This window comes from Rubrivivax sp. A210 (assembly GCF_904426505.1).
GTDB lineage: Bacteria > Pseudomonadota > Gammaproteobacteria > Burkholderiales > Burkholderiaceae_C > Rubrivivax.
This window is the reverse complement of the sequence record NZ_CAJGBN010000004.1, coordinates 20672-43196: the sequence shown is the minus strand read 5'-3', so window position 1 is coordinate 43196 and position 22525 is coordinate 20672. Positions and strand designations below refer to the sequence as shown.

Annotated in this window: 22 protein-coding genes and 1 tRNA gene; 10 read left to right on the top strand and 13 right to left on the bottom strand. The window is 71.9% G+C overall.

The features are described from left to right. Positions 1–73: 73 nt before the first annotated feature. Both JMV16_RS05170 and JMV16_RS05165 read left to right on the top strand, forming a co-directional pair. Positions 74–1288: a sulfite oxidase gene (locus JMV16_RS05170; RefSeq protein ID WP_201493114.1), complete on the top strand. Its 1215-nt coding sequence runs from the start codon at positions 74–76 to the stop codon at positions 1286–1288. Further along, positions 1285–1623: a c-type cytochrome gene (locus JMV16_RS05165; RefSeq protein WP_236580366.1), complete on the top strand. Its 339-nt coding sequence runs from the start codon at positions 1285–1287 to the stop codon at positions 1621–1623. The genes JMV16_RS05170 and JMV16_RS05165 overlap by 4 nt, the downstream gene beginning before the upstream one ends. A gap of 22 nt (positions 1624–1645) precedes the next feature. On the opposite strand, the gene JMV16_RS05160 is transcribed toward JMV16_RS05165, so the two are convergent. The 6 genes from JMV16_RS05160 to JMV16_RS05135 form a co-directional block, all read right to left on the bottom strand. Further along, positions 1646–3442, bottom strand: coding sequence for a YncE family protein (locus JMV16_RS05160; protein WP_201493113.1), 1797 nt, complete (start codon positions 3440–3442; stop codon positions 1646–1648). A gap of 176 nt (positions 3443–3618) precedes the next feature. Continuing rightward, entirely contained in the window at positions 3619–4365 is a 747-nt protein-coding gene (locus JMV16_RS05155; RefSeq protein WP_201493112.1) for an alanyl-tRNA editing protein, read from the bottom strand. Further along, positions 4362–5027, bottom strand: coding sequence for a VOC family protein (locus JMV16_RS05150; protein WP_201493111.1), 666 nt, complete (start codon positions 5025–5027; stop codon positions 4362–4364). Before JMV16_RS05150 ends, JMV16_RS05155 begins: the two co-directional genes overlap by 4 nt. Beyond that, the gene (locus JMV16_RS05145; protein ID WP_201493195.1) at positions 5027–5875 is read right to left on the bottom strand and encodes a PhzF family phenazine biosynthesis protein; all 849 of its coding nucleotides are present in this window, start codon (positions 5873–5875) and stop codon (positions 5027–5029) included. The genes JMV16_RS05150 and JMV16_RS05145 overlap by 1 nt, the downstream gene beginning before the upstream one ends. Beyond that, the gene (locus JMV16_RS05140; protein WP_201493110.1) at positions 5869–7044 is read right to left on the bottom strand and encodes a PLP-dependent aminotransferase family protein; all 1176 of its coding nucleotides are present in this window, start codon (positions 7042–7044) and stop codon (positions 5869–5871) included. Before JMV16_RS05140 ends, JMV16_RS05145 begins: the two co-directional genes overlap by 7 nt. Further along, the gene (locus JMV16_RS05135; RefSeq protein ID WP_201493109.1) at positions 7041–7985 is read right to left on the bottom strand and encodes a DMT family transporter; all 945 of its coding nucleotides are present in this window, start codon (positions 7983–7985) and stop codon (positions 7041–7043) included. The genes JMV16_RS05140 and JMV16_RS05135 overlap by 4 nt, the downstream gene beginning before the upstream one ends. 71 nt (positions 7986–8056) lie before the next feature. Between JMV16_RS05135 and JMV16_RS05130 the strand changes: the two genes are divergently transcribed. From JMV16_RS05130 to JMV16_RS05120, 3 genes are all read left to right on the top strand, one after another. Then, positions 8057–9499 carry a PLP-dependent aminotransferase family protein gene (locus tag JMV16_RS05130; RefSeq protein WP_236580365.1) on the top strand — a complete coding sequence of 481 codons (1443 nt, stop codon included), beginning with the start codon at positions 8057–8059 and terminating at the stop codon, positions 9497–9499. A 93-nt stretch (positions 9500–9592) separates the two neighbouring features. Beyond that, positions 9593–9835, top strand: a complete 243-nt coding sequence (locus tag JMV16_RS05125) for a DUF2281 domain-containing protein (protein ID WP_201493108.1) — start codon at positions 9593–9595, stop codon at positions 9833–9835. A 20-nt stretch (positions 9836–9855) separates the two neighbouring features. Then, complete coding sequence (locus JMV16_RS05120; RefSeq protein ID WP_236580371.1) at positions 9856–10290, top strand: putative toxin-antitoxin system toxin component, PIN family; 435 nt, start codon at positions 9856–9858, stop codon at positions 10288–10290. On the opposite strand, the gene JMV16_RS05115 is transcribed toward JMV16_RS05120, so the two are convergent. From JMV16_RS05115 to JMV16_RS05090, 6 genes are read right to left on the bottom strand one after another with little or no spacing between them, the layout of a single operon-like run. After that, positions 10232–11566, bottom strand: a complete 1335-nt coding sequence (locus JMV16_RS05115; RefSeq protein ID WP_201493106.1) for a M16 family metallopeptidase — start codon at positions 11564–11566, stop codon at positions 10232–10234. The two genes, JMV16_RS05120 and JMV16_RS05115, sit on opposite strands and share 59 nt — an antisense overlap. Next, a complete protein-coding gene (locus JMV16_RS05110) occupies positions 11563–13470 on the bottom strand; it encodes an ATP-binding cassette domain-containing protein (protein ID WP_201493105.1) in 1908 nt (635 codons plus the stop codon). The genes JMV16_RS05115 and JMV16_RS05110 overlap by 4 nt, the downstream gene beginning before the upstream one ends. A 45-nt stretch (positions 13471–13515) precedes the next feature. Then, complete coding sequence (locus JMV16_RS05105) at positions 13516–14082, bottom strand: outer membrane beta-barrel protein (protein ID WP_201493104.1); 567 nt, start codon at positions 14080–14082, stop codon at positions 13516–13518. A 55-nt stretch (positions 14083–14137) separates the two neighbouring features. Further along, positions 14138–15103: a questin oxidase family protein gene (locus JMV16_RS05100; protein WP_201493103.1), complete on the bottom strand. Its 966-nt coding sequence runs from the start codon at positions 15101–15103 to the stop codon at positions 14138–14140. Beyond that, positions 15100–16053 (bottom strand): glutathione synthase, encoded by a 954-nt coding sequence (gene gshB, locus JMV16_RS05095; RefSeq protein ID WP_201493102.1) that lies wholly within the window; start codon positions 16051–16053, stop codon positions 15100–15102. Before gshB ends, JMV16_RS05100 begins: the two co-directional genes overlap by 4 nt. A 37-nt stretch (positions 16054–16090) precedes the next feature. Continuing rightward, positions 16091–17275: a benzoate/H(+) symporter BenE family transporter gene (locus JMV16_RS05090; RefSeq protein WP_201493101.1), complete on the bottom strand. Its 1185-nt coding sequence runs from the start codon at positions 17273–17275 to the stop codon at positions 16091–16093. 121 nt (positions 17276–17396) lie between these two features. Between JMV16_RS05090 and JMV16_RS05085 the strand changes: the two genes are divergently transcribed. The 4 genes from JMV16_RS05085 to JMV16_RS05070 all read left to right on the top strand — a co-directional run bounded on the left by JMV16_RS05085 (position 17397) and on the right by JMV16_RS05070 (position 21469). Further along, on the top strand, positions 17397–19313 hold the full coding sequence (locus tag JMV16_RS05085; protein ID WP_201493100.1) for a PAS domain-containing hybrid sensor histidine kinase/response regulator: 1917 nt from the start codon (positions 17397–17399) through the stop codon (positions 19311–19313). Positions 19314–19402: 89 nt separating this feature from the next. Then, positions 19403–19864 (top strand): YybH family protein, encoded by a 462-nt coding sequence (locus tag JMV16_RS05080; RefSeq protein WP_201493099.1) that lies wholly within the window; start codon positions 19403–19405, stop codon positions 19862–19864. Positions 19865–19897: 33 nt separating this feature from the next. Next, complete coding sequence (locus JMV16_RS05075; protein WP_201493098.1) at positions 19898–20908, top strand: YheT family hydrolase; 1011 nt, start codon at positions 19898–19900, stop codon at positions 20906–20908. A gap of 27 nt (positions 20909–20935) precedes the next feature. After that, positions 20936–21469, top strand: coding sequence for a DUF2946 family protein (locus JMV16_RS05070; protein ID WP_201493097.1), 534 nt, complete (start codon positions 20936–20938; stop codon positions 21467–21469). Positions 21470–21499: 30 nt separating this feature from the next. On the opposite strand, the gene JMV16_RS05065 is transcribed toward JMV16_RS05070, so the two are convergent. After that, on the bottom strand, positions 21500–22057 hold the full coding sequence (locus JMV16_RS05065) for a c-type cytochrome (RefSeq protein WP_201493096.1): 558 nt from the start codon (positions 22055–22057) through the stop codon (positions 21500–21502). 114 nt (positions 22058–22171) lie between these two features. Here JMV16_RS05065 and JMV16_RS05060 point away from each other — a divergent pair. Then, a tRNA-Arg gene (locus tag JMV16_RS05060) sits at positions 22172–22246 on the top strand. Positions 22247–22525: the final 279 nt, after the last annotated feature.

The following is a 22525-nucleotide window of genomic DNA, read 5'->3' as shown; positions in this document are numbered from 1 at the left end:
ACAGCGTGACAAAAATGCCTTGTGGCGGCATCAGAATCGTGTTGAGCCCGCAACCGACAGCCCCGGAGAACCCATGAAGCCCGATCTCGCCTCCCTGCCCCGCCGCCACCTGCTCGCCGGCAGCGCCAGCGCCCTGGCCGCGGCCGGCCTGGCCACCTTTGCGCGCGGCGCCGCCGCCCAGACCGCCGCCGCTGCGCCCAAGCCGCTGCCGCCCTTTGCCGGCTGGAAAGACGCCGCGAGCATGATCGTCCACAGCGGCACCACCATCGAGACCCGGCGCAGCGCCTTCGGCAACGGCGTCATCACGCCGGCCGACCAGCTCTACATCCGCAACAACCTGCCCGCGCCCGATGCCGCCATCGTGGCCGACCGCAATGCCTGGGAGGTGAGCATCGCCGGCGTCAAGAACCCGCGCACGCTGACGCTGGCCGAACTCAAGACCCTGGGCGTCGAGAGCGTGGCCATGGTGCTGCAGTGCTCGGGCAATGGCCGCGGCTTCTTCCCCAGCAAGCCCAGCGGCACGCCCTGGCAGGTGGGCGCCGCCGGCTGCGTGATGTGGAGCGGCGTGCCGCTGCGCTGGGTGGCCGAGGCCCTGGGCGGCGTCGCCGACGGCATGAAGTTCATCACCGGCACTGGTGGCGAGAAGCTGCCCGCGGGCGTGGACCCCAAGAGCGTGGTCGTCGAGCGCTCGGTGCCGCTGGCCGCGATGGCCGACGCGCTGCTGGCCTGGGAGATGAACGGCGCGCCGCTGCCACTGGCCCACGGCGGCCCGCTGCGCCTGATCGTGCCGGGCTATACCGGCGTCAACAGCATCAAGTACGTCAAGCAACTGGCCTTCACGGCGCAGGAGACCGACGCCCGCATCATGTCGCACGGCTACCGCCTCTCGCCCCCGGGCGGCAAGGGCGATCCCAGCCAGCCCTCGGTGCAGGAGATGGGCGTCAAGTCCTGGATCAACACGCCCACGGCCGAGAGCGGCACGCTCAAGGCCGGCCTGGTGCAGGTGCTGGGCGTGGCCTTTGGCGGGCTGAATCCGGTCGCCAAGGTCGAGGTCTCGCTGGACGGCGGCAAGAGCTGGAGCGTCGCCCGCTTCGTCGGCCCCGATCTCGGCCGCTACGCCTGGCGCCAGTTTGCGCTGGCCACCAAGCTGCCGGCCGGCAGCTTCGTGCTGGCCAGCCGCGCCACCGACAGCGCCGGCAATGTGCAGCCCGAACAGCGCTTCGAGAACGCCGGTGGCTACAACAACAACAGCTGGGCCGACCACGCGGTGAAGGTGACGGTGGCGTGAAGCTGGGCGCAGCCGCTTTCTCGTTGATCCTGGCGGCGGCCTGCACGGCGCCGGCCGTGCAAGCCACCGATGCCGCCGCCCAGATCGAGCTGGGCCGCCGCCTCTTCACGCAGGACGCCGTGCCGCCCTGCGCGCTGTGCCACACGCTGGCCGATGCCGGCAGCGCCGGCGCGGTGGGGCCGGTGCTGGACGAAATCAAGCCCGATGCCCGCCGCGTGGCCACCGCGCTGCGCAACGGCGTCGGCGCCATGCCCTCGTTCCGCGAGCGCCTGAACGAGGCGCAGATCGAGGCGCTGGCCGCCTACGTGTCGAAGGTGACGGGCGGGGCGCCCTGACGCCGGCTCTGGCCGGCGACGCTCAGTTGAGGGCCGGATGGCTCAGCAGCAGGATGCGGGTGGATTCGTTCCGGGCAGGATGGTCGATGCGGTCGCGCACCGCCAGTTGCCCGGGCGGTCCAGCCACCAGGATGCGGCGTGAAGCCTGGTTGTCGGTGGGCGCATGCAGCCTGGCCAGCAGGCTGCTTCGGCCGGCATCGGCCACGAGCAGGTCAAAGTCAGATCCGAAGGTGTGCGTGATGCAGGCCAGCTTCGGTGCGGCCAGCGGCCAGCATTCGGCCGCGCCACTGATCTGGCCCAGCGGCGCTAGGCTGCCCTCGGCATACAGGCGGTTGCCCAGGACCAGCCCGCTGGCGCTCCTCTGGAGGGACCGCAGGTAGAACTGCGGCACCGCACTTGGAAGCACCTGGCGCTCGGCCAGACCGTCGGCCAGCACCTCGATGCGTCGCAGGCCGAATTCGGTGGTCTCGTTGTTGAGGCCATACAGCCAGCCGCCGTCGGCGCCGAACGCGATGACGTTGGATCCGGTGTGGCCGGCTGTGCGTTGCGGCATAGCTTGCAGGTTGCGCACCAGCAGCACACCGGCATGGCGCGGGCTCGAGCCGGTGTAGGCCAGCGACACAGCCACCACCCGCGGATCCACCGGGGATGCGGCCAAGGTCTCCGTGACATAGGGTCCGAAGATGGAATCGGCCGGCAGCCGCACGCGGCCGATCTCGGTAAGGCCGGGCAAGGCCAGATGCAGCAACTCGCTGCTGCCGTCCAGCGCCACGTAGAGCGAGGCGCCATCGGCCGCCAGTGCCATCGCACCGGGCTCCGAGCCCACCACGGCCGAATAGTTGACGGCGCCGCTGGCCGCATCTATCACCGCGATGCGGTTGCCTTGTCCCAGCACGCTGCCGGGCACGCTGGCGTAGTAGCGCAGGCGCGCGGCGTCGTACACCAGATCCCGGTTGGTGACAGCCAGCGACCGGATCTGGCTGATGGCGTTGACATCCAGCGGATCTGCCCCGCCTATGCGCACCGACGCCAAAGCCAGTGTGTAGGGCGGAAAGACATCGTTGCCGTCCGCTCCCAGCGAGCGCACCCGCTCGCGCACCAGGCCCGCGCCTTTGACCAGCCAGTCATCCACCTCCACGCGGGCCGTCGCGTTGGCACTGCCGCGCTTGGACGGAATCACCGTGAGCAGCAACTCGTCGCGGATGTGCAGCGCCTCGACCTCGCCGTAGGGGCCGGCAACCGCTTCGTAGCCCAACATGGTTTGGCGGAACTGGAATTCGAAACTCTCGTTGACACCATCACCGTCCAGGTCGCGCCCGAAGTCGCCACTGCGAAACTGCACGCGGGTGGACCCGATACCGTGGAACGGGCTGGGGTACTGCGTGATCTCGCCGATGACCGCAATGGCGCCGGCCGGCAATTGCGTGTTGGCCAGACTGGCCAACACCCAACCGGCCGCATCCAGCCTGTAGGTGGTGGAGTCGGGCGCGAAACCTTCGTCGGTTTCCACCACCTGCAGGCTGTCGCGACCCGGCGTGGATTCAATCCTTGTGCCACCCAAGCGCTGGCCGGCGTCATCCAGGCGGTTGTAGACCCATTGCCCGGCGGCACCCGTAGGCAAGAAATCCGCCGGCCCCAGCGCCATGCGCGCTGCGGTGGGATTGTCGTCGCGAACCACCGTGGCCTGGGGCTGACGCGGGCCGTTGTCGACCGCGGTCGAGGCCTCGACGGAAGCACCCCCGCCACCGCCGCAGGCCACCAGCGCCAACAGGCCTGCGACCGACAACAGTGCCTTGACATGAGCTCGAAGCAGCAGCATGGATCCTCCGTTCGGGCCCGATCCATCCACCCCGATGGCCGGCCTCTAACGGCGATTGTGTCAGCCCCGGCCTGCGGCCGGCTCGGCAAAGCCGAGCACGACCCTGCGGGTCATGGCTGACTTCTTCTGGTGATCGCTCACATCCGCTGCGCGGATATGAGCGCTCCCCGATATCGTCAGCCCCGGCCTGCGGCCGGCTCGGCAAAGCCGAGCACGACCCTGCGGGTCATGGCTGACTTCTTCTCAATCTTGGTGACCACCACGTCGCCGATCTCGGCCGTGTTGTCGACGTGCGTGCCGCCGCAGGGTTGTTCGTCGACGCCCTCGATCGCTATCACGCGCACCCGGCCTTGGCCCGATTCGGAACGCGGCGGCTGCACGCGCATGCTGCGCACCAGCTGCGGGTTGGCGTCGAGCTCGGCCTCGCTGATGGACCGCTGGTGCACCGGATGGGCCTCGGCCACCAGGCGTGCGATGCCGGCGCTGAGCGCCTCCCTGTCCAGCGGCTCGGCCATGTGGAAATCCAGCCGCGCATAGCCGGCGGTGATGGAGCAGCCGTCCACCGGATGCGGCACCAGGGCGCACAGCAAATGCGTGGCGGTGTGGAAGCGCCGGTGGGCCTGGCGCCGCGCGCCATCAATGCGCGCCACGACGCGGGTGCCGGGCGCAAAGGCGGCGAGATCGGCGCCGGCCGCCGGCACATGGGCGATGTCGCCGGCGCGCGCCTTGTGCTTGCGCGTGTCGACGATGGCCAGTTCGGCGCCGCTGTCTGCGGCCACCAGCACGCCGGCATCACCGGCCTGGCCGCCGCCCAGCGGGTAGAAGACGCTGCGGTCCAGCACCAGGCCCTCGTCGTCGATGGCGACGACCGTGGCCTCGCACTTGAACAAGTTGGCATCGTCGCGGAAGAGTTCTTCGGTCATGCTCGATTGTGCAGAGTGATCTCGCCGCGCGGCGTGGCCAGAGTGGCCTGCAGTGCCGGGCCGGGGCCGGCGGCGTGAGGCACGCCGCTCACCTGCAGCAGCGCCTGCGCCGCCGCCGGCACGCCGCGCAGTTCCAGCCCCCGCAGCGCGACGCCGGATGGCGCCATGCGCGCCGTTGGATGCACGCCCTGCCAGGCGATCAGCGTGGCCAGCGCGCCGCCGCACAACAAGTGGCCATCGGCGCGCAGAACAATCGTCCAGGCCAGGCGGCCGGTAGGTGTCTCGCGGCTGGCGGCCACCGGCTCACCCGGGTCCAGGCCCAGCGCCGCCAAGCCCAGGCGATGCTCGTCGAGCCGCTCGCTGCGCGCGACGAAGTGGACGAGCCGCGGCGCCCGCGCCAACTGCGCCTGCAGCGCCGGCTCGTCGAGCCCGAACCAGCGCACGCGGCCGGGCGGTGGCGCCTCGGGGTCGATGGCGATGATCTCCAGGTAGCAGGCGGGAAAGTTGGCACTCGAAATGTCGAGCAGCCGGTTGTGCGTACTCATCAGCGCGTGCCGGCCGCCGGGGCCGGGTGTCGCGCCCAGCGTGGCCTCGCACCAGGCCACGCCCTGCTCCAGGCTGGCCGCGGCGACGACCAGGTGGTCGACGCGCGCCGGCGCCATCAGAGATCGACCTCGCCGGCGATGCAGGCGACGACGTCGCCGCCGATCCAGATGTCGGCGCCTTCGCGCTCGACGAAGACGCGGCCGGCCCGGCCCAGCGCCGCGCCCTGGGCCGCGACGTAGCTGGCTGGCGCGAGGCCAGCGCCAATCAGCCACTGCGCCAGGCTGGCATTGAGGCTGCCGGTGACAGGGTCTTCGGACACACCCAGCGAGGGCACGAAGGCCCGCACCTCGAACAGCGTGTCCTGGCCGGCCGGCTGAGCGCCCACGAGTCCCAGCTTGAGATCGCCCAGCACCGCCCAGTCGGGCCTGACGGCCAGCACCTGGGCGGCCGAGCGCAGCATCACCGCGCACCAGCCAGGGCCGTTGTCGACCCACTGGTGCTGCAGGATGTCGTCCAGGCCCAGGCCCAGGCCGCGTGCAATGCACGCCAGCAGGTCGGGCTCGACCGGCCCCGTGCGACGCAGCGGCGGTGCCGCAAAGGCCAGCCGGCTGCCGCTGCGCCTGATGCGCACCAGGCCGACGCCGCATTCCTGCACCACCACGCCGGCCTCGCGCGGCTGGCCGCCGCCCGCCAGCCAGGCGTGGCAGCTGCCCAGCGTGGGGTGGCCGGCAAAGGGCAGCTCGCCGCCGGGGGTGAAGATGCGCACGCGGTAATCGGCCCCAGCGGCCGCCGCTGCTTCAGTGGGCGGCAGCAGGAAGGTGGTCTCGGAAAGATTGGTCCAGCGCGCGAAGGCGGCCATCTGCGCCTCGCTCAGGCCCTGGGCGGCATGGACCACGGCGAGCGGGTTGCCCTTGAGCGGCACGGCGCTGAAGACATCGAGCTGGTGGAAAGCGCGCTTCATGATGCAAGGGTCTCCTTCAACACCTGGGCGAGGGCGGCGATGCCGGCTTCGATCAGCGCGGGCGCCACGGTGACGAAACTCAGGCGCAGCGTGTTGGCGTGGCCGCCGCCGGCAAAGAAGGGCGCTCCCGGCACATAGGCCATGCCGGCGGCGACGGCGCGCGGCAGCAAGGCGGTGGCGTCCAGTTGCGGCGGCAGCTCGACCCAGAAGAACATGCCGCCGGCCGGCACGTTCCAGCGGCAACCCGCGGGCATGTGCTGTTCCAGCGCCACGCGCATGGCGTCGCGGTGACTCTTGTAGCGGGCGCGGATGGTGGGCACATGGCGCGCCAGGAAGCCGTCCTTGATGACCTCGTACACGACGCGCTGGTTGAAGCCCGGCGTGTGCAGGTCGGCCGCCTGCTTGGCCTGCAGCAGCTTGGGGTAAAGCACCGCAGGTGCCAGCACATAGCCCAGGCGCAGGCCCGGCACCAGCACCTTGCTGAAGGAGCCGAGGTAGACGGCGCCATCGCCCAGGCGCGCCGCGATGGGCGGCGGCGGCGGCGCGTCGTACCAGAGCTCGCCATAGGGGTTGTCCTCCACCACCGGCAGCCCGATTTCCAGCGCCCGCTCGGCCAGCGCATCGCGCCGCGCCGCGCCCAGGCAGCGGCCGCTGGGGTTCTGGAAATTGGGCAACAGGTAGAGAAAGCGGGCGCCGCGCGCCGCGTCCAGCGCCGCCGGCGTCGGGCCTTCGGCATCGCCCTCGATCTCGGTGAACTCGGGCTCGTAGGGCGCGAAGGCCTGCAGCGCGCCCAGGTAGGTGGGGGCCTCCACCGCGACGCGGCTGGCGGGGTCGACCAGCACCTTGGCCACCAGGTCCAGGCCCTGCTGCGAGCCGGTGGTGATGAGCACGCGGTCGGCGCTGGCGCTCAGGCCCTGGGCCGAGAGTTCGTCGGCGACCCAGGCGCGCAGCGGCGCAAAACCTTCGCTGGCGGCGTACTGCAGCGCCTCGCGCGGCGTCTCGCGCAGCACGCGGGCGGTGGCCTCCTGCAGCGCCGCGACCGGAAAGCTCTCGGTGGCCGGCAGGCCGCCGGCCAGCGAGATGATGCCGGGCCGCTCGGTGATCTTGAGGATCTCGCGGATGGTGGAAGGATTCAGCCGCTCGGCGCGGCGGGCCATGTGCCAACTCGTCATGCAGGACGCTCCCCAGGAAGAACACGCACCGGCGGCGCCGGCACGCGGACCGGCATGCGCCGGCCGACAAAGACGACGGCGATCACCGCCAGCGAGAACAACAAGGTCAGGGGCTCCAGTGTCTCGCCCAGCACCGGCACCGCGAAGAGCAGGGCCAGAAAGGGCTGGAGCAACTGCACCTGGCTCACGCGCACCACGCCGCCCAGCGCCAGGCCGCGGTACCACGCGAAGAAGCCCAGCCACATCGAGAACACCGAGGCATAGGCAAATCCCAGCCAGGCCGAGGCGCGCACGGTGGCCTGCGGCCACAGCATCAGCATGGCCGGCAGCGTGAGCGGAAGCGCGCCCACCAACAGCCAGCAGATGACCTGGGGCGCCGGCAGCACGGCCGAGACGCGTGCGCCAGCCACATAGCCCACCGCGGCCGAGCCCACCGCCAGCAGCAGCCAGCCGTCGGCCGGCACCAGTTGGCCGCTGCCCTTCCAGGCCGCGAAGGCCAGCACCAGGGCGCAGCCGGCTACCGCGCAGGCCCAGAACCCGGCCGAGGGCCGCTGGCGCAACGCCAGCGCCGCCACCACGGCCGTGGCCAGCGGCAGCACGCCGGTGACGACGGCGGCGTGCATGGCATCCACCTGCCTCAGCGCCAGCGACAGGAACAGCGGAAAACCCAGCACCGTGCCCAGGGCGCTGAGCACCAGCGCCGGCAGGTGGCGGCGCTGCGGTCGGGGCGCGCGCACCGCCAGCAGATAGAGCACGCTCAGCAGCCCGGCCACCGCGGCGCGGCCAGCGGTGACGAAGGCCGGCGGCAGCTGCGGATCGTCGCTGCCGCCCACAGCCAGACGGGTCATCGGCAGCGTCATCGCGAAGATCACCACGCCCAGGGCGCCCAGCGCGTAGCCGCGGCGGAGGTCGGTCTGGGCAGGATCGTGGGCGCTGGGCATGGCCTCAGTTTAGGCGACAGCATCGATACAGAAGCAGTACATTAACAGCCACAGATCAGCAATCTGTACCGATGATGACAACCACACAGAGCGCGCCAGACACCCCCAGCCCTTCCGATCACCCGCTGCTGCCGCGTGCCGCCGGGGCCACGCTGGCCGAGCAGCTGGCGGCGCGCATCGCCGAGCGCATCGCCCAGCGCCTGCTGGCACCGGGCGCCCGCCTGCCCTCGGTGCGCGACTGCGCCACGCGCCAGGGCGTGAGCCCCAGCACCGTGGTCGGCGCCTACGACCTGCTGCAGGCGCGCGGCCTGGTGCAGGCGCGTCCGCAGCGCGGCTTCTTCGTGCGCGAGAGCACCGCCCCGGCGGCGCCGGCCGCGGCACGCTCGGCCCTGCCGGCGCCGGTGGACGCCACGGCGCTGATCCGCGGCATGTTCCAGGCCCAGGGCAGCCTTTCCGCGCCCGGCATGGGCACCCTGCCCGAGGGCTGGCTGGACGCGCCGCTGCTGCAACGCGCGCTGCGCCGCGTCTGCGCCGATCCGGCGGCGTGGCTGCGTTATGGCGAGCCGGCCGGCGACGCGACGCTGCGCAACGCGCTGTCGCGCCGCCTGGCCGACATCGGCATCGCCGCCGCGCCCGGGCAGATCGTCACGGCCGTGGGCGCCACGCATGCGCTGGACCTCGTCGCCCGCACCCTGCTGCAGCCGGGCGACGCGGTGCTGGTCGACGAGCCCGGCTGGGCTGTCGAGTACGCCCGCCTCACGCGCATGGGCGTCAAGCTGCTGCCGGTGCCGCGCGGCAGCGGCGCCGACGGCGGGCCCGACCTGGCGGTGATGGAGGCGCTGCTGCGCGAGCACCGGCCGCGCCTGTACGTCACCGTCTCGGTGCTGCACAACCCCACCGGCCAGACGCTGACGCCGGCCCAGGCCCACCAGGTGCTGCGCCTGGCCGAGGCGCACGACTTCACCGTCGTCGAGGACGACACCTACAGCTGGCTGGCGCCGGCCCACGCCACGCGCATGGCCCAGCTCGACGGCCTGCGCCGCACGGTCTATGTCTCGGGCTTCTCGAAAATCCTGGTGCCGCAATGGCGCGTGGGCTATGCCGCCGCCGCGCCGGCCCTGGCCGAGCGCCTGATCGACACCAAGCTGGTGACCACGCTGACCACGCCCGCGCCGCTGGAACATGCCGTGGGCCTGTGTCTGCAGCAGGGCAGCCTGCGCCGCCATGCCGAGCGCGTGACGGCGCGCCTGGACGCGGCGCGCGAGCGCACGGTGGCGCTGGCGCGCGGTGCCGGCTGCCGCTTCGTCACGCCGCCGGCCGGGCTCTTCGGCTGGATCGACGTCGGCTGCGACACCGAGGCCCTGGCGCTGGTCCTGCTGGACGAAGGCTGGCTCACCGCCCCCGGCACCCTCTTCCACGCCACGCCAAGGCCGACGACGCTGATGCGCATCAATTTCGCCAGCGCGCAGGAGCCACGCTTCTGGCAGCGGCTGGCGGCGCTGCGGGCGGGATAGTTGCGTTGACGGCCGGCGCCGTGCTTGCCGTGAGCCGACACGCGGGCGATGATGAGAACCACCGGCCAGGGTAAAGCGCAGAAGGAGCAGGCAGTGACGGCAGTCGAGGCACAGTTGATCGAGCGGCTGAAGAAGCTGCCGCCCAGCCGCGTGGCCGAGGTGGCAGACTTCGTCGAGTTCCTGGCCGCTCGCGAGGAACGCGCGGCAGCGGCGCAGCGACTCACCGAGGGCCTGGCGCGTCTGGACGCGCTGAGTCTGCCTGGCCTCAGCGAAGACGAGGTCGAGGCCGAGATTCAGGCGGCGCGGCAGCAAGGGCGCACGACGCTGGCCACCTGACCCGGTCCTCGCCCGTGCGCATGGTGTTGGACACCAACCTGCTCGTCTCGGGCGTGATCGCCGCCGGCTTGCCGCGGCGGCTGATCGATGGTGCAAAGGCCGGCGAATTCGAACTCTGCACCAGCGAGGCGCTGCTTGCCGAGTTGCTGCGGGTGCTGATGCGCACCAAGTTCGCTGCCAGGCTGGCCCAGGCCGGGCTCACGCCGCAGGGCCTGGTCGACGATCTGCGGCGCATTGCCGTCGTGGTCTCACCCGCGGAGACCCCGCGCATCGTCCCCACCGATCCTGATGACGATCACGTCATCGCCGCGGCCGTCAGCGGACAGGCCGATCTCATCGCCTCGGGCGACAAGCGCGACCTCCTGCCGTTGGGCAGCGTGCAGGGCATTGCCATCGTCACCGCCGCAGAGGCCGTCGCGCGACTGGCGGCGCGTGGGTCGCCGCATCGGGGCTGAACAGCGCCGCCACGCGCTCGCGCATGCGTGCCGGCACGCTGCCGGCCAGGGCCACGGCGGGCGGGCTGGCCAGCAGGGTGGCAAAGGTCTGCTGCACCTGATCGGGCGTCACCGCCTGCAGGCGCGCCAAGTGTTCAGCCGTGCTGCGCGGGCGGCCGTGGGTGTAGACCTCCTGCACCGCCGCCTCCAGCCGCCGCGCCGGCTGCTCGTGAGCCCGCAGCGCGCGCACGACGAGCTGCTGGCGGGCGCGCTCGAAGGCCACGGCGTCGGGCGCCTCGGCCTGCTGGCGCAGCAGGCGGGCGATCTCGCCCAGGCATTCTCCGGCGCGCTCGGGCGCGGTGCTGGCCTCGACCACGAACTGGCCAGTCAGCGCCAGCAGATCGGCCGAGCAGGCGGCGTAATAGGCCAGGCCGCGGCGCTCGCGGATCTGGTCGAGCAGGGGCGAGCTCATGCCCTCGCCGAAGACCGCCGCCGCCATCACATAGGGCAGATGGGCGTCATCGGCGAGCGTGGGCGCCTGGAAGCCCAGCACCATGTGGGTCTGACCACTGCCGGCCATGCGGCGCAGCTTGAGCCCGCCATGCCAGGCGGGCGCGGCCACCGCGTTTTCGGCACCTGCGGCCATGGCGCCGAAGCCGGCCTCCACCACGCGCAGGCAGCGGTCAGGATCGAGGTCGCCGGCCAGCGCCACCACCACGTTGCGCGCCGTGTACTGGCGCGTCACGTAGGCCAGCAGGTCGTCGCGCGTGAAGCGGGCGATGTTGGCGCGCCGGCCGATGACCGGCTGGGCCGCCGCGTGCAGGCCCCAGCAGGCGCGGTCGAAGAGCTGGAAGGCGATGGCCTCGGGGTCTTCGTCGTACTCGGCCAGCTCCTGCAGGATGACCTGGCGCTCGCGCTCCAGCTCGTCGGCCGGGAAGGTGCTGTCCAGCACGATGTCGGCCAGCATGGGCACGAAAACCTCGAGGTCGCGCGCCAGTCCGTCGATGTGGAAGGCCGTGTGATCCTTGTCGGTGTGGGCATTGACCTCGGCGCCCAGGCGCTCGGCGTCGAGGTTGATGCACTGGCAGTCGCGCGTGCGCGTGCCCTTGAAGGCCATGTGCTCGACGACGTGGCTGATGCCGTTCTGGCCCGGGGCCTCGTGGTGGCTGCCGGTGCGCACGAAGAGACTGAGGCTCAGGGTCTGGCGCCAGGGCTGGGCCAGGGTGACGACGCGCAGGCCGTTGGCCAGGGTGGCCAGCTGCGGCTCCGAGGCCGGGATGTCGATGCCGCCGCTCATCCCTGGCGGCTGCCCAGCAGTTCCCAGCGCTCCAGCGCCGCCATCAGCTCGCCCTCGATGGCCTCGGCGCGCTGGCCCAGCGTGGCGGCGCGCTGGGGCTCGCGGCCGTAGAGGCTGCCGTCGGCGAGCTGGGTGTGGATCTCGCTCTGCTCGGCCTCCAGCGCTTCGATGCGCGCCGGCAGGCCGTCGAGCTCGCGCTGCTCCTTGTAGCTGAGCTTGGCCTTGGCCGGCGCCGCCGAGCGCGCCGGGGCCGCGGCAGCGCCGGGAGTGGACGCTGACGGCGCCGCCGCGGCTGCCACCTTGGCGCGGCTGCGCTGCAGCTTCCAGTCCTCGTAGCCGCCCTCGTACTCGCGCCACAGGCCCAGGCGGCCGCCGAAAGCGGCGTCGCCTTCCCAGGCGATGGTGCTGGTGACCACGTTGTCGAGAAAGCGGCGGTCGTGGCTGACCAGGAAGACGGTGCCGGCATAGCTCTGCAACAGCTCTTCCAGCAGCTCCAGCGTGTCGATGTCGAGGTCGTTGGTGGGCTCGTCCAGCACCAGCACATTGGCCGGCAGCGCGAACAATCGCGCCAGCAGCAGGCGGTTGCGCTCGCCGCCCGAGAGCGTGCGCACCGGCGAATTGGCGCGCTCGGGCGAGAACAGGAAGTCGGTGAGGTAGCTCATGACGTGCTTGCGCGTCGCCTTGGGCCCTTCGCCGATCTCTATCCATTCGCTGCCCGGGCTGATGGTGTCGGCCAGCGTGGCGTCGAGGTCGAGCGCGGCGCGCATCTGGTCGAAATAGGCCACCTGCAGCCGCGCACCCTGGCGAATCTTGCCGCTGGTGGGCTGCAGCTCGCCCAGGATGAGCTTGAGCAGCGTCGTCTTGCCGCTGCCGTTGGGGCCGATGAGGCCGACCTTGTCGCCGCGCAGGATGGTGGCGGTGAAGCCCGTGATCAGCTGCTTGTCGCCGAAGCGCATGCCCACATCGGTGAGCTCGGCGACGATCTTGCCCGGCGGCAGGCCGCTGCCCACCTCCAGCCTCACCTGACCCAGGGTGTCGCGGCGCGCGGCGCGCTGCTCGCGCAGCTTCACCAGGCGCGCGACGCGGCCGACGCTGCGCGTGCGCCGCGCCTCGACGCCCTTGCGTATCCACACCTCTTCCTGCGCCAGCAGCTTTTCGGCGCGGGCATTGGCCAGCGCCTCGTCCTGCAGCTCGCGCGCCTTGGTCGCCTCATAGGTCGCGAACGAACCCGGATAGCTGCGCAGCTGGCCGCGGTCGAGCTCGACGATGCGCGTGGCGACGGCGTCGATGAAGGCGCGGTCGTGCGAGACCAGCACGAGGGCGCCGCGCCAGTCGCGCAGCAGCTCCTGCAGCCATTCGATGGCGTCGACGTCGAGGTGGTTGGTGGGCTCGTCCAACAGCAGCAGCTCGGGCGCGGTGACGAGGGCGCGTGCCAGCGCGACGCGCTTGCGGGTGCCGCCCGAAAGATCGTCCACCACCGCCTCGGGAGGCAGCCGCAGGCGCTGCAGCGCCTGCTCGACGCGCTGCTCCCAGGTCCAGCCGCCCAGAGCCTCGAGCCGGGTCTGCAGGGCGTCGAGATCGTCTTCCGGCGCGTGGCGCTCGAAGCGTTCGCGCAGCTCGCGCGCCTCGGCCACGCCTTCCGACACCGCCTCGAAGACCGTGTGGCCGGGGTCGAACAGCGGCTCCTGCGCCACGTAGACACGGCGCAGCCCGCCCTGGAGCTGGAGCTGGCCATCGTCGGGCTTTTCCAGCCCGGCCAGGATCTTGAGCAGGCTGGACTTGCCGGCGCCATTGCGGCCGATCAGCGCGACGCGCTCGCCGGCCTCCAAAGCCAGCGCGGCGCCGTCGAGCAGGGGAACGTGGCCGTACGCGAGATGGGCGTCGGCAAGGGTGAGCAGGGCCATGCCGGCATTGTCAGGCCTGGGTCATGGCCCCAAGCCGGCCCCGGCTCAGAAGCGCAGGCGCAGGCCCACCGAGGCGGCGTTGACGAGCACGGTGCCGGTGTCGGGCGCGTCACCACGCGTCACGTCCCAGGCCAATTCGACCGAGATCTGCGGCGTGACGATGAAGCCGATGCCGAGGCCGAAGGTGGGCTGGAATTCACTGGCCGTGGTTCGGTCGCCGAAGCGGGTGCGCGTGTAGCGGGTGTCGGCCAGGCCGGCGCGCAGCAGGCCTTCGGCGACCTCGCCAAAGCGCATCAGCCAGCTCGCGCTGGCGCCCAGGCCCTGCAGGCGCAGGCTGCCGCCGGGGTCATTGGTGTTGCCGCGGCCGAAGTCGCTCCACCAGCCCTCGACGGCAAAGGTGCCGAAGCGATAGCCGAAGCCCAGCTTGCCGCTGGTGGCGCGGGCGTTGCTGCAGTCGGCGAAGATGTAGCAGTCGTAGTTGTAGTCGCTGCGGCCGACGGCGGCGACCATGAAGGGGCCGGCGCGCGGCGCGCTCTGGGCCTGGGCGGCGCAGGCGGCGGCGGCCAGGGCGCCGGCCAGCAGCCAGTGGCGGCTCGGAAGTTTCGGCTTCATCGTCAAGCTCCCGCGGCCGGGATTGCTGCCGCTGCGACCTATCGTAGCCCCACGCTCAGGCGCCGGCCAGCGCACGCGTGGCGGCGCGCTGCCAGTCGCAGTCGCCGCCATGGGCCTGCTGCTCCTCGCGGCAGGCGTCGACGAGCTTGATCACATGGTCGTCGGCCTGCGCCAGCGCCGCCGCCACCAACTCGTCCCAGGGCCGGGGGTCCGGCAGCGCGCCATCGGCCGCGCCGCTGGCCGCCACCGCCGCGGCGAAGGCGCGCCAGTAGCTGCGCAGGGCCGGCAGGGGCTCGTCGACGAAGGGCAGCAGCAGGCGCATCGCGTGGGCGCTGGTCACCAGGTGCAGCGCCGTGAAGCCGCCGCTGGCGGCATGGATGCGCGCCGCCAGCCGCGCCAGGCGGGCCAGGCCCTGCTCGGCCTGCTCGCCGGGCTTCCACTGCGCCACCACGGCGTTGAAGCCGGGCTGGGCCGCGGCGGCACGCATGCGCTCGAAGATCAGCCCGCCGCTCGTGGCCGCCGCCGGCAGGCGGGCGAGCAGACGCGCCGGGTCGGCCACGCGGCCGGCCGCCTGATGCTGGCCCAGATCGAGCCAGCGGCAGGCCCAGTAGGCCAGGGCATCGGCCAGCTCATCTGCATGGCCGGCGCGCAGCGCCGCGGCCACACGGATGAGGCCGTGGAAGGCCGCCGCGCCCACGCCCGGCATCAGCTGGGGCAGGGCCTGGGCAAGCACGGCATCGACGCTCTCGTACTGCAGCCATTGGCCGAACAGCGAGCGGTAGGCCGGCCAGGCCGCCACATCGCCCAGGCGGCCGGCCCAGGGGTCGCCGGCCGGCCATTCCTCGCGTGCCGGCGCCGGCCGCAGGCGGGTGCTGTAGCCGGCCGCAAACTGCTGCAGCCGCGCCTCGTCGGCGCCCAGCGCAGCCAGGGCCGTCAGTGCCATCGGCAGGTGGTTGGACAGGCCGCTGGCGTATTCGGCATCCCAGCCTCGGCCGGCGTCGATCAGCGCGTGCAGGCTCACTGCAGCGCCCGCTCCAGCGCATCGACGAACATCTTCGCCACGTCAAAGCCGCTCTGCTGCGTGATCTCCTGGAAGCAGGTCGGGCTGGTGACGTTGATCTCGGTGAGGCAGTCGCCGATCACGTCCAGCCCCACCAGCAGCAGGCCGCGCGCCGCCAGCACCGGGCCTAGGGCCTCGGCGATGGCGCGGTCACGCGCACTCAGCGGCTGGGCCACGCCCTTGCCGCCGACGGCCAGGTTGCCGCGGATCTCGCTGCCCTGGGGGATGCGCGCCAGCGCATACGGCACGGCCTGCCCGCCTATCACCAGCACGCGCTTGTCGCCCTTGACGATCTCGGGCAGGTACTTCTGCACCATCACCGTCTGCGCGCCGCCGCGGTTGAGCGTCTCGATGATGCTGCCGAGGTTGAGGCCATCGGCGCCGACGCGGAAGATGCCCATGCCCCCCATGCCGTCCAGCGGCTTCAGGATGATGTCGCGGTGCTCGGCGTGGAAGGCGCGGATGGCGGCCTCGTCGCGCGCCACCAGGGTGGGGGCGATGAACTCGGGAAACTCGAGGATGGCCAGCTTCTCGGGGTGGTCGCGCAGCGCCTGCGGCCGGTTGAAGACGCGTGCGCCCTCGCGCTCGGCCTGGCCCAGCAGGTGAGTGGCGTAGAAGTACTCGCTGTCGAAGGGTGGATCCTTGCGCATGATCACCGCGCCGGCGTCGCGCAGGGCCAGCGGCTCCTCGCTCAGCACGGTGAACCAGTCGTGGGGATCGTCGGTGTGGCCGGTCAGGCGGATGGCGCGTGCCGCGGCCGTCACCGGGGCGCCGCGCTGCCAGCGCAAGTCCTGCGGGCCGCAGGCCCAGATGGCGTGGCCGCGGGCGGCGGCCTCTCGCATCATCGCGAAAGTGCTGTCCTTGTAGGTCTTGAACGTTTCCAGCGGGTCGGCAACGAAGAGCAGGTTCACGGCGTCGGGCCTCTCGGGCGGTGGGGCCGCCACTGTGTCACAACAGGCGGCGCGGCGCCGATGGCGGCAGGCGCAGGCGCTGCACCCCCAGCGCCAGCACGCCGGCCACCACGCCCCAGAAGGCCGCGCCGACGCCCCACAGCGTGAGGCCGCTGGCGGTGACGAGAAAGGTGATCAGCGCCGGCTCGCGCTGGCCCTCGTCGCGCATCGCCGCGGCCAGCCCGCCGCCGATGGTGGACAGCAGGGCCAGGCCCGCCACCGCCAGCACCAGCTCCTTCGGAAAGGCCGCGATGAGCCCCACCACCGCACCGCCCAGCAGGCCCACGACGATGTAGATCACGCCGGCCGCGGCGCTGGCCACCCAGCGCCGCGCCGGGTCTTCGTGGGCCTCGCGCCCCATGCAGATGGCCGCGGTGATGGCCGCCAGGTTGAGGGCATAGGCACCGAAGGGCGCCAGCAGCAGCGTGGCCAGGCCCGTGGTGGTGATCACCGGCGACACCGGCACGGCATAGCCGGCGGCGCGCTGGGCCGCCACGCCGGGCAGGTTCTGCGAGGCCATGGTGACCACGAAGAGCGGCAGCGCCACGCCAATGGCCGCCGCCAGGCTGAAGCGCGGCGCCGTGAACACCGGCACCGCCAGCGCCCACTGCACGCCCTCGAAATGCAGCTGGCCGCGCGCCAACGCCACCGCCACGCCGGCCACCAGCACCGAGGGCACGGCATAGCGCGGCCAGAAGCGGCGGCCGATCAGGTAGACGGCGAACATCACGCTGACGAGCGTGAACTCGCGCTGCAGCGAGGCAAAGGCGTCGAAGGCGAAGCGCGCCAGCACGCCGGCCAGCAGCGCCGCCGCCAGCGCCTGCGGGATGCGGTCCATCACGCGCGCAAACCAGCCGCTGGCGCCGGCCACGGTGATGAGGGCGGCGCAGAGCATGAAGGCGCCCACGCCCTCGGCCATGGGCACGCCGGCGCCAGCGGTGACCAGCAGCGCCGCGCCGGGCGTGGACCAGGCGGTCAGCACCGGCTGGCGGTACCACAGGCTCAGGCCCAGGCTGGTGGCGCCCATGCCCAGGCCCAGGGCCCAGATCCACGAGGCCGTCTGCGCCGGCGTGGCGCCCAGCGCCGCCGCGGCCTGGAAGACGATGACCACCGAGCTGGTGAACCCCACCAGCACGGCGACGAAGCCCGAGACCAGGGCCGGAAGCGAGAACTGCTTGAACATCGGGCCAGCATAAGCGCTGCGCGCGGTGCTTCAGATCGCCCCAGAATGGCCGAAAACCATGAGCCAATCAGGGCCCGAGACCCGCCGGCCCCGTCAGCAGGCTTGCACAGGAGCCCGGTCCATGACGAACTATGCGCGCAGCCTCATCGAGGCCTCGCTCGACCCCCTGGTGACGATCAGCGCCGAGGGCAAGATCACCGACGTCAACGAGGCCTCGGTGCAGGTCACCGGCGTGGCGCGCGAAAGACTCATCGGCACCGACTTCAGCGACTACTTCACCGAGCCGGCACGCGCCCGCGCCGGCTACGAGCAGGTGTTCTCGCAGGGCTATGTGCGCGACTACGCCCTGGCCATCCGCCATGCCTCGGGCCGCATCACCGACGTGCTCTACAACGCCTCGGTCTACCGCGACGACGACGGCCATGTGCTGGGCGTGTTCGCCGCCGCCCGCGACGTGACGCAGCAGAAGCAGGCCTCGCAGTACGCGCGCACGCTGATCGAGGCCTCGCTGGACCCGCTGGTGACCATCAGCGCCGAGGGCAAGATCACCGACGTCAACGAGGCCTCGGTGCAGGTCACCGGCGTGGCGCGCGAGAAGCTCATCGGCACCGACTTCAGCGACTACTTCACCGAGCCGGCGCGCGCCCGCGCCGGCTACGAGCAGGTGTTCTCGCAGGGCTATGTGCGCGACTACGCCCTGGCCATCCGCCACCGCTCGGGCCGCATCACCGACGTGCTCTACAACGCCTCGGTCTACCGCGACGACCGCGGCCGCGTGCTGGGCGTGTTTGCCGCCGCCCGCGACGTGGCCGAGCAGCGGCGGCTGGAGCAGATCCTGCTGGCGCGCAACCTCGAGCTGGAAGAAGCCAAGAACCTGGCCGAGGCCGCCAATCGCGCCAAGAGCGCCTTCCTGGCCAACATGAGCCACGAGCTGCGCACGCCGCTCAACGCCATCACCGGCATGGCCTACCTGATACGCCGCGCCGGCGTGGCGCCGCAACAGGCCGAGCGGCTGGAGAAGATCGATGCCGCGGTGATGCACCTGCTGGAGACCATCAACTCGGTGCTCGACCTGTCCAAGATCGAGGCCGGCAAGCTGGTGTTCGAGGAGGCCGAGATCAATGTCGGCACCATCGCGGCCAATGTCGCCTCGATGCTGCTGGACCGCGCCCAGGCCAAGCGCATCGCCTTCCGCGTCGAGACCGAACCCATGCCGCAGGCGCTGCTGGGCGACAGCACGCGGCTGCAACAGGCGCTGCTGAACTACGCCGCCAACGCGGTGAAGTTCACTGACAGCGGCCGCATCACGCTGCGCACGCGCGTCGAGCAGGATTTTCCCGACAGCGTGCTGGTGCGTTTCGAGGTGCTGGACACCGGCATCGGCATCGCGCCCGAGGCCCTGGGGCGGCTGTTCTCGGCCTTCGAGCAGGCCGACAACTCCACCACGCGCAAGTTCGGCGGCACCGGCCTGGGCCTGGCCATCACGCGCAAGCTGGCCGAGCTGATGGGCGGTGCCGCCGGCGTCGAAAGCCGCCAGGGCGCAGGCAGCACCTTCTGGTTCACGGCCCGGCTCAAGAAGAGGATCGCCCACCACGGCAAGCCGCCCGAGACGGCCGTGCGCCACCTGGCCCATGAGACGCGCCGCCAGGCGCTGCAGGGCCACCGCGTGCTGCTGGCCGAGGACGACCCCATCAACCAGGAAGTGGCGCGCATGATCCTGGAGGACGCCGGGCTGCTGGTGGACACCGCGGGCGACGGTGGCGCCGCCGCCGACATGGCGGCGCGCGGCAGCTATGCGCTGGTGCTGATGGACATGCAGATGCCCCACCTCAACGGCCTGGACGCGACGCGGCTGATCCGCGCCACCGACAAGGGCCGCGCCATCCCCATCATCGCGATGACCGCCAACGCCTTTGCCGACGACCGCGCACGCTGCCTGGACGCCGGCATGAGCGACTTCCTGTCCAAGCCCGTCAACCCCGACGAACTGCTCGAAACCCTGTGGCGCTGGATCAGGCAGGCGGCCGCAGCCGGGTGATGCGGCAAGGCGGGATGCGGCGGGCCGGGGCCGCGCCTTCCTACAATCGGCAGCATGCGCCCTTTGACCGTTCGCACCCTCTCGCCGCGATGAGCCGGCATCCGCTACCGCCGGCCGCCACGCTCGGTGGCAGCCCCGACGATGTCGAGGCCCAGTTCTACGAGGCCCTGCAGCGCGGCGATCTCGACCGCATGATGGCCGTGTGGGCCGACGACGACGAGATCGTCTGCATCCACCCCGGCGGCCCGCGCGTGGTGGGGCCCATCGCCATCCGCGCCAGCTTCGAGGCCGTCTTCGCCCAGGGCGGCGTGCCCGTACAGCCCCAGGCGGTACACCGCCTGATGCTGCCCGGCAGCGCGCTGCACCACCTGGTCGAGCGCATCGATGCCATGGGCGAGGACGGCCCCCAGACCGGCTGGGTGCTGGCCACCAACCTCTACGTCAAGACGGCCCAGGGCTGGCGCCTGGCCGCCCACCACGCCAGCCCCGCCATGGTGCAGGAGCCGACGACGCTGGCCGTCACCGTCGAGCCACCGTCCACACTGCACTGAGGCGCCGGCGCGCGGCCCTGCCCACCCCACCACTTGTCAGCGACCCCTGCCTTCGACGGCTTCAACTACCGCGCCCCGCGCTGGCTGCCCGGCGGCGATCTGCAAACCCTCTGGGCCGCCACGCGGGCGCGCCGCCATGACGGCCGCGCCGCGGTCTGGCAGCGCGAACGCTGGGCCACGCCCGACGGCGATTTCGTCGATGTCGACCACCAGGCCCTGCCTGCCGACGGCGGCAGCGGACCGCGCCAGCACCTGGTGCTCTTCCACGGCCTCGAGGGCAGCAGCGCCAGCGCCTATGCCCAGGCCTTTGCCAGCATCGCGCGCCAACGCGGCTGGGCCTTCAGCGTGCCGCATTTCCGCGGCTGCTCGGGTGCGCTGAACCACGCGCCGCGCGCCTACCACTCGGGTGATTTCGAAGAAGTTGGCTGGATGCTGCATCGCCTGCGCCAGCACAGCGCCGCGCCGCTGCTGGTGGCCGGGGTCTCGCTGGGCGGCAACGCGCTGATGCGCTGGGCCCAGGAGGCGGGCGAGTCCGCCGCCGCCAGCGCCGCCGCCGTGGCCGCCATCAGCGCCCCGCTGGACCTGGCCGCCGCCGGTGCTGCCATCGACGCCGGCTTCAACCGCCAGGTCTATGCGCGCAACTTCCTGCGCACGATGAAGCCCAAGGCGATGGCCAAGTGGCAGCAGCACCCGGGCCTGTTCGACCGCGAGCGCGTGGCCGCGGCACGCACCATCTTTGAGTTCGACGACGCCTTCACCGCACCGCTGCACGGCTTTCGCGGCACGGCCGACTACTGGGCGCGCGCCTCGGCTGCGCCCCACCTGGGCCGGCTGCGCATCCCGGCACTGCTGCTCAATGCGCGCAACGATCCCTTCGTGCCGGCGGCCTCGCTGCCGCACGACGGCGGCCGCTGGGCCACGCTGTGGCAGCCGGCCCAGGGCGGGCACTGCGGCTTTCCGGCGGGCGGCTTTCCGGCCCAGGTGCTGGCCATGCCGGCGGCGGTATGCGGGTGGCTGGCGGTACACGCGGCCAGCCTGTCGTGACGGGCCGTCTGTAGTACCTTCGCGGCCATGGACGAGATCGTCGCCGCCGCGCTGCGCAAATGGCCCAACGTGCCGCACTGCCACGGCTGGCTGGCGCTGGACGCACGCGGCGACTGGTACATGCGCGATGAGCGCATCCAGGCCGCCGGCCCCTTTCCGCGCGTCAAGGGCAGCCGCATCCTGCACGACAAGCTGCTGGGCTTCATCCACCGCAACTACGCCGCCGATGGGCGCGGCGCCTGGTTCTTCCAGAACGGGCCGCAGCGCGTCTACGTCGAGCTGGAAGCCGCGCCGTGGGTCTGGCGCATCACGGCTGCGCCCGGCTGGCCGGTGCACAGCCACACCGGCGCCGCGGCGGGCGTGGTGCGCGCCAGCTGGATGGATGAAACGGGCCGGCTCTTCCTGCATACCGAAGCCGGCTTCGGCCTCGTCCACACGCTGGACACCGGCATCGCGGCCGAGGCCATCGAGGCCGGCGAGAACCCAGCCTGGCAGCCGCGCGAACTGCCCTTCGCCGAGATGCCGGCGCGCTTCGGCTACTGCCTGCGGCCCGCGCCCTGAGGGGCGCGGCGCGGCTTCAGCACCAACAGCTCAGGGCGCGCTGGCCGCCGAGGCGGCGGGCGCCGGCGGCTCGGCAAACTTGGCGCCGCCCTGGTTGGCCATGTAGACCACGGCGCGGCCGATCTCGTAGGCGCTGAACTCGCCGCCGCCCTGGGGCGCCATCGCACCCTTGCCCTTGAGGGCCGAAGTCAGCAACGCATCGAAGCCGTTCTTGACGCGCGGGCCCCAGGCGGCGGCGTCGCCGAGCTTGGGCGCGCCGGCGGCGCCGGTGGCATGGCAGGCCGCGCACTGGCCCTTGAACACGTCTTCGCCGCCACGCGCCGGGCCGGCATTGGCCGGATCCTTGATGACGATGGAGCCCACGCGCTGCAGCCGCTTGCCCACCGCCTCGGCCTCCAGTCCGTCGCTGCCGGCGCCCGGCTTGGCACCCATGTCGACGAAGTTCACCAGCATGATGATGACGATGATGGGCACCAGGAAAGACGCCACCACCGCCACCACCAGCTGCTTGGGCGTGCGTATCGGGCCCTCGTGGGGACCGTCGTCGTGGGGCGTGCCGTCTTGCGCGTGGGCGTGGGGATCGCTCATGAAGTCCTCGGTCGGGGCGGGCAAAAGCGGGCGATTATAGGCAGCGCCCCCAGGGCCACCGCCCGGGTTTTCGCGGCCTCGCGCCCCAGGGCGCTAGAATCCGCGGTCCACCCGGCGACCGTGGTGAAGTGGATATCATGCGGCCCTCCGAAGGCCACGTCGCAGGTTCGATTCCTGCCGGTCGCACCAGGCGCTACGCTTGCGTGAGAGACATTCGCGGCGGGTCTGCCACATGATGGCTGATGCGCGGTAAGCCCGCTCATGGCTTTGCCACCCCAAGCGGCGACCGCCCTCCCTGCCGTACCAACGACAAAGCCGCTGCGGGCGATGCCCGACCAGCGGCTTGCTTGTTTCAGGGCCTCGCATTCTGGGCCTCGGTTCAACGGCGAACATAGCCGGAACATCTGCGCGTCGCCAGATTGCACGCCGTCGCCTTCCGGATAGCCGCCAGGCGGTGAGCCTCCTCGG

Bases quoted from the DNA above. Each gene is read 5' to 3' on its own strand.
- JMV16_RS05140 (WP_201493110.1), bottom strand. From the start codon at position 7,044: ATGACGAGTTGGCACATGGCCCGCCGCGCCGAGCGGCTGAATCCTTCC.
- JMV16_RS05065 (WP_201493096.1), bottom strand. From the start codon at position 22,057: ATGAGCGATCCCCACGCCCACGCGCAAGACGGCACGCCCCACGACGAC.
- JMV16_RS05120 (WP_236580371.1), top strand. From the start codon at position 9,856: ATGGTGTTGGACACCAACCTGCTCGTCTCGGGCGTGATCGCCGCCGGC.
- JMV16_RS05135 (WP_201493109.1), bottom strand. From the start codon at position 7,985: ATGCCCAGCGCCCACGATCCTGCCCAGACCGACCTCCGCCGCGGCTAC.
- JMV16_RS05150 (WP_201493111.1), bottom strand. From the start codon at position 5,027: ATGGCGCCGGCGCGCGTCGACCACCTGGTCGTCGCCGCGGCCAGCCTG.
- JMV16_RS05090 (WP_201493101.1), bottom strand. From the start codon at position 17,275: ATGTTCAAGCAGTTCTCGCTTCCGGCCCTGGTCTCGGGCTTCGTCGCC.
- JMV16_RS05110 (WP_201493105.1), bottom strand. From the start codon at position 13,470: ATGGCCCTGCTCACCCTTGCCGACGCCCATCTCGCGTACGGCCACGTT.
- JMV16_RS05105 (WP_201493104.1), bottom strand. From the start codon at position 14,082: ATGAAGCCGAAACTTCCGAGCCGCCACTGGCTGCTGGCCGGCGCCCTG.
- JMV16_RS05070 (WP_201493097.1), top strand. From the start codon at position 20,936: ATGGACGAGATCGTCGCCGCCGCGCTGCGCAAATGGCCCAACGTGCCG.
- JMV16_RS05170 (WP_201493114.1), top strand. From the start codon at position 74: ATGAAGCCCGATCTCGCCTCCCTGCCCCGCCGCCACCTGCTCGCCGGC.
- JMV16_RS05155 (WP_201493112.1), bottom strand. From the start codon at position 4,365: ATGACCGAAGAACTCTTCCGCGACGATGCCAACTTGTTCAAGTGCGAG.
- JMV16_RS05085 (WP_201493100.1), top strand. From the start codon at position 17,397: ATGACGAACTATGCGCGCAGCCTCATCGAGGCCTCGCTCGACCCCCTG.
- JMV16_RS05115 (WP_201493106.1), bottom strand. From the start codon at position 11,566: ATGAGCGGCGGCATCGACATCCCGGCCTCGGAGCCGCAGCTGGCCACC.
- JMV16_RS05080 (WP_201493099.1), top strand. From the start codon at position 19,403: ATGAGCCGGCATCCGCTACCGCCGGCCGCCACGCTCGGTGGCAGCCCC.
- JMV16_RS05130 (WP_236580365.1), top strand. From the start codon at position 8,057: ATGATGACAACCACACAGAGCGCGCCAGACACCCCCAGCCCTTCCGAT.
- JMV16_RS05160 (WP_201493113.1), bottom strand. From the start codon at position 3,442: ATGCTGCTGCTTCGAGCTCATGTCAAGGCACTGTTGTCGGTCGCAGGC.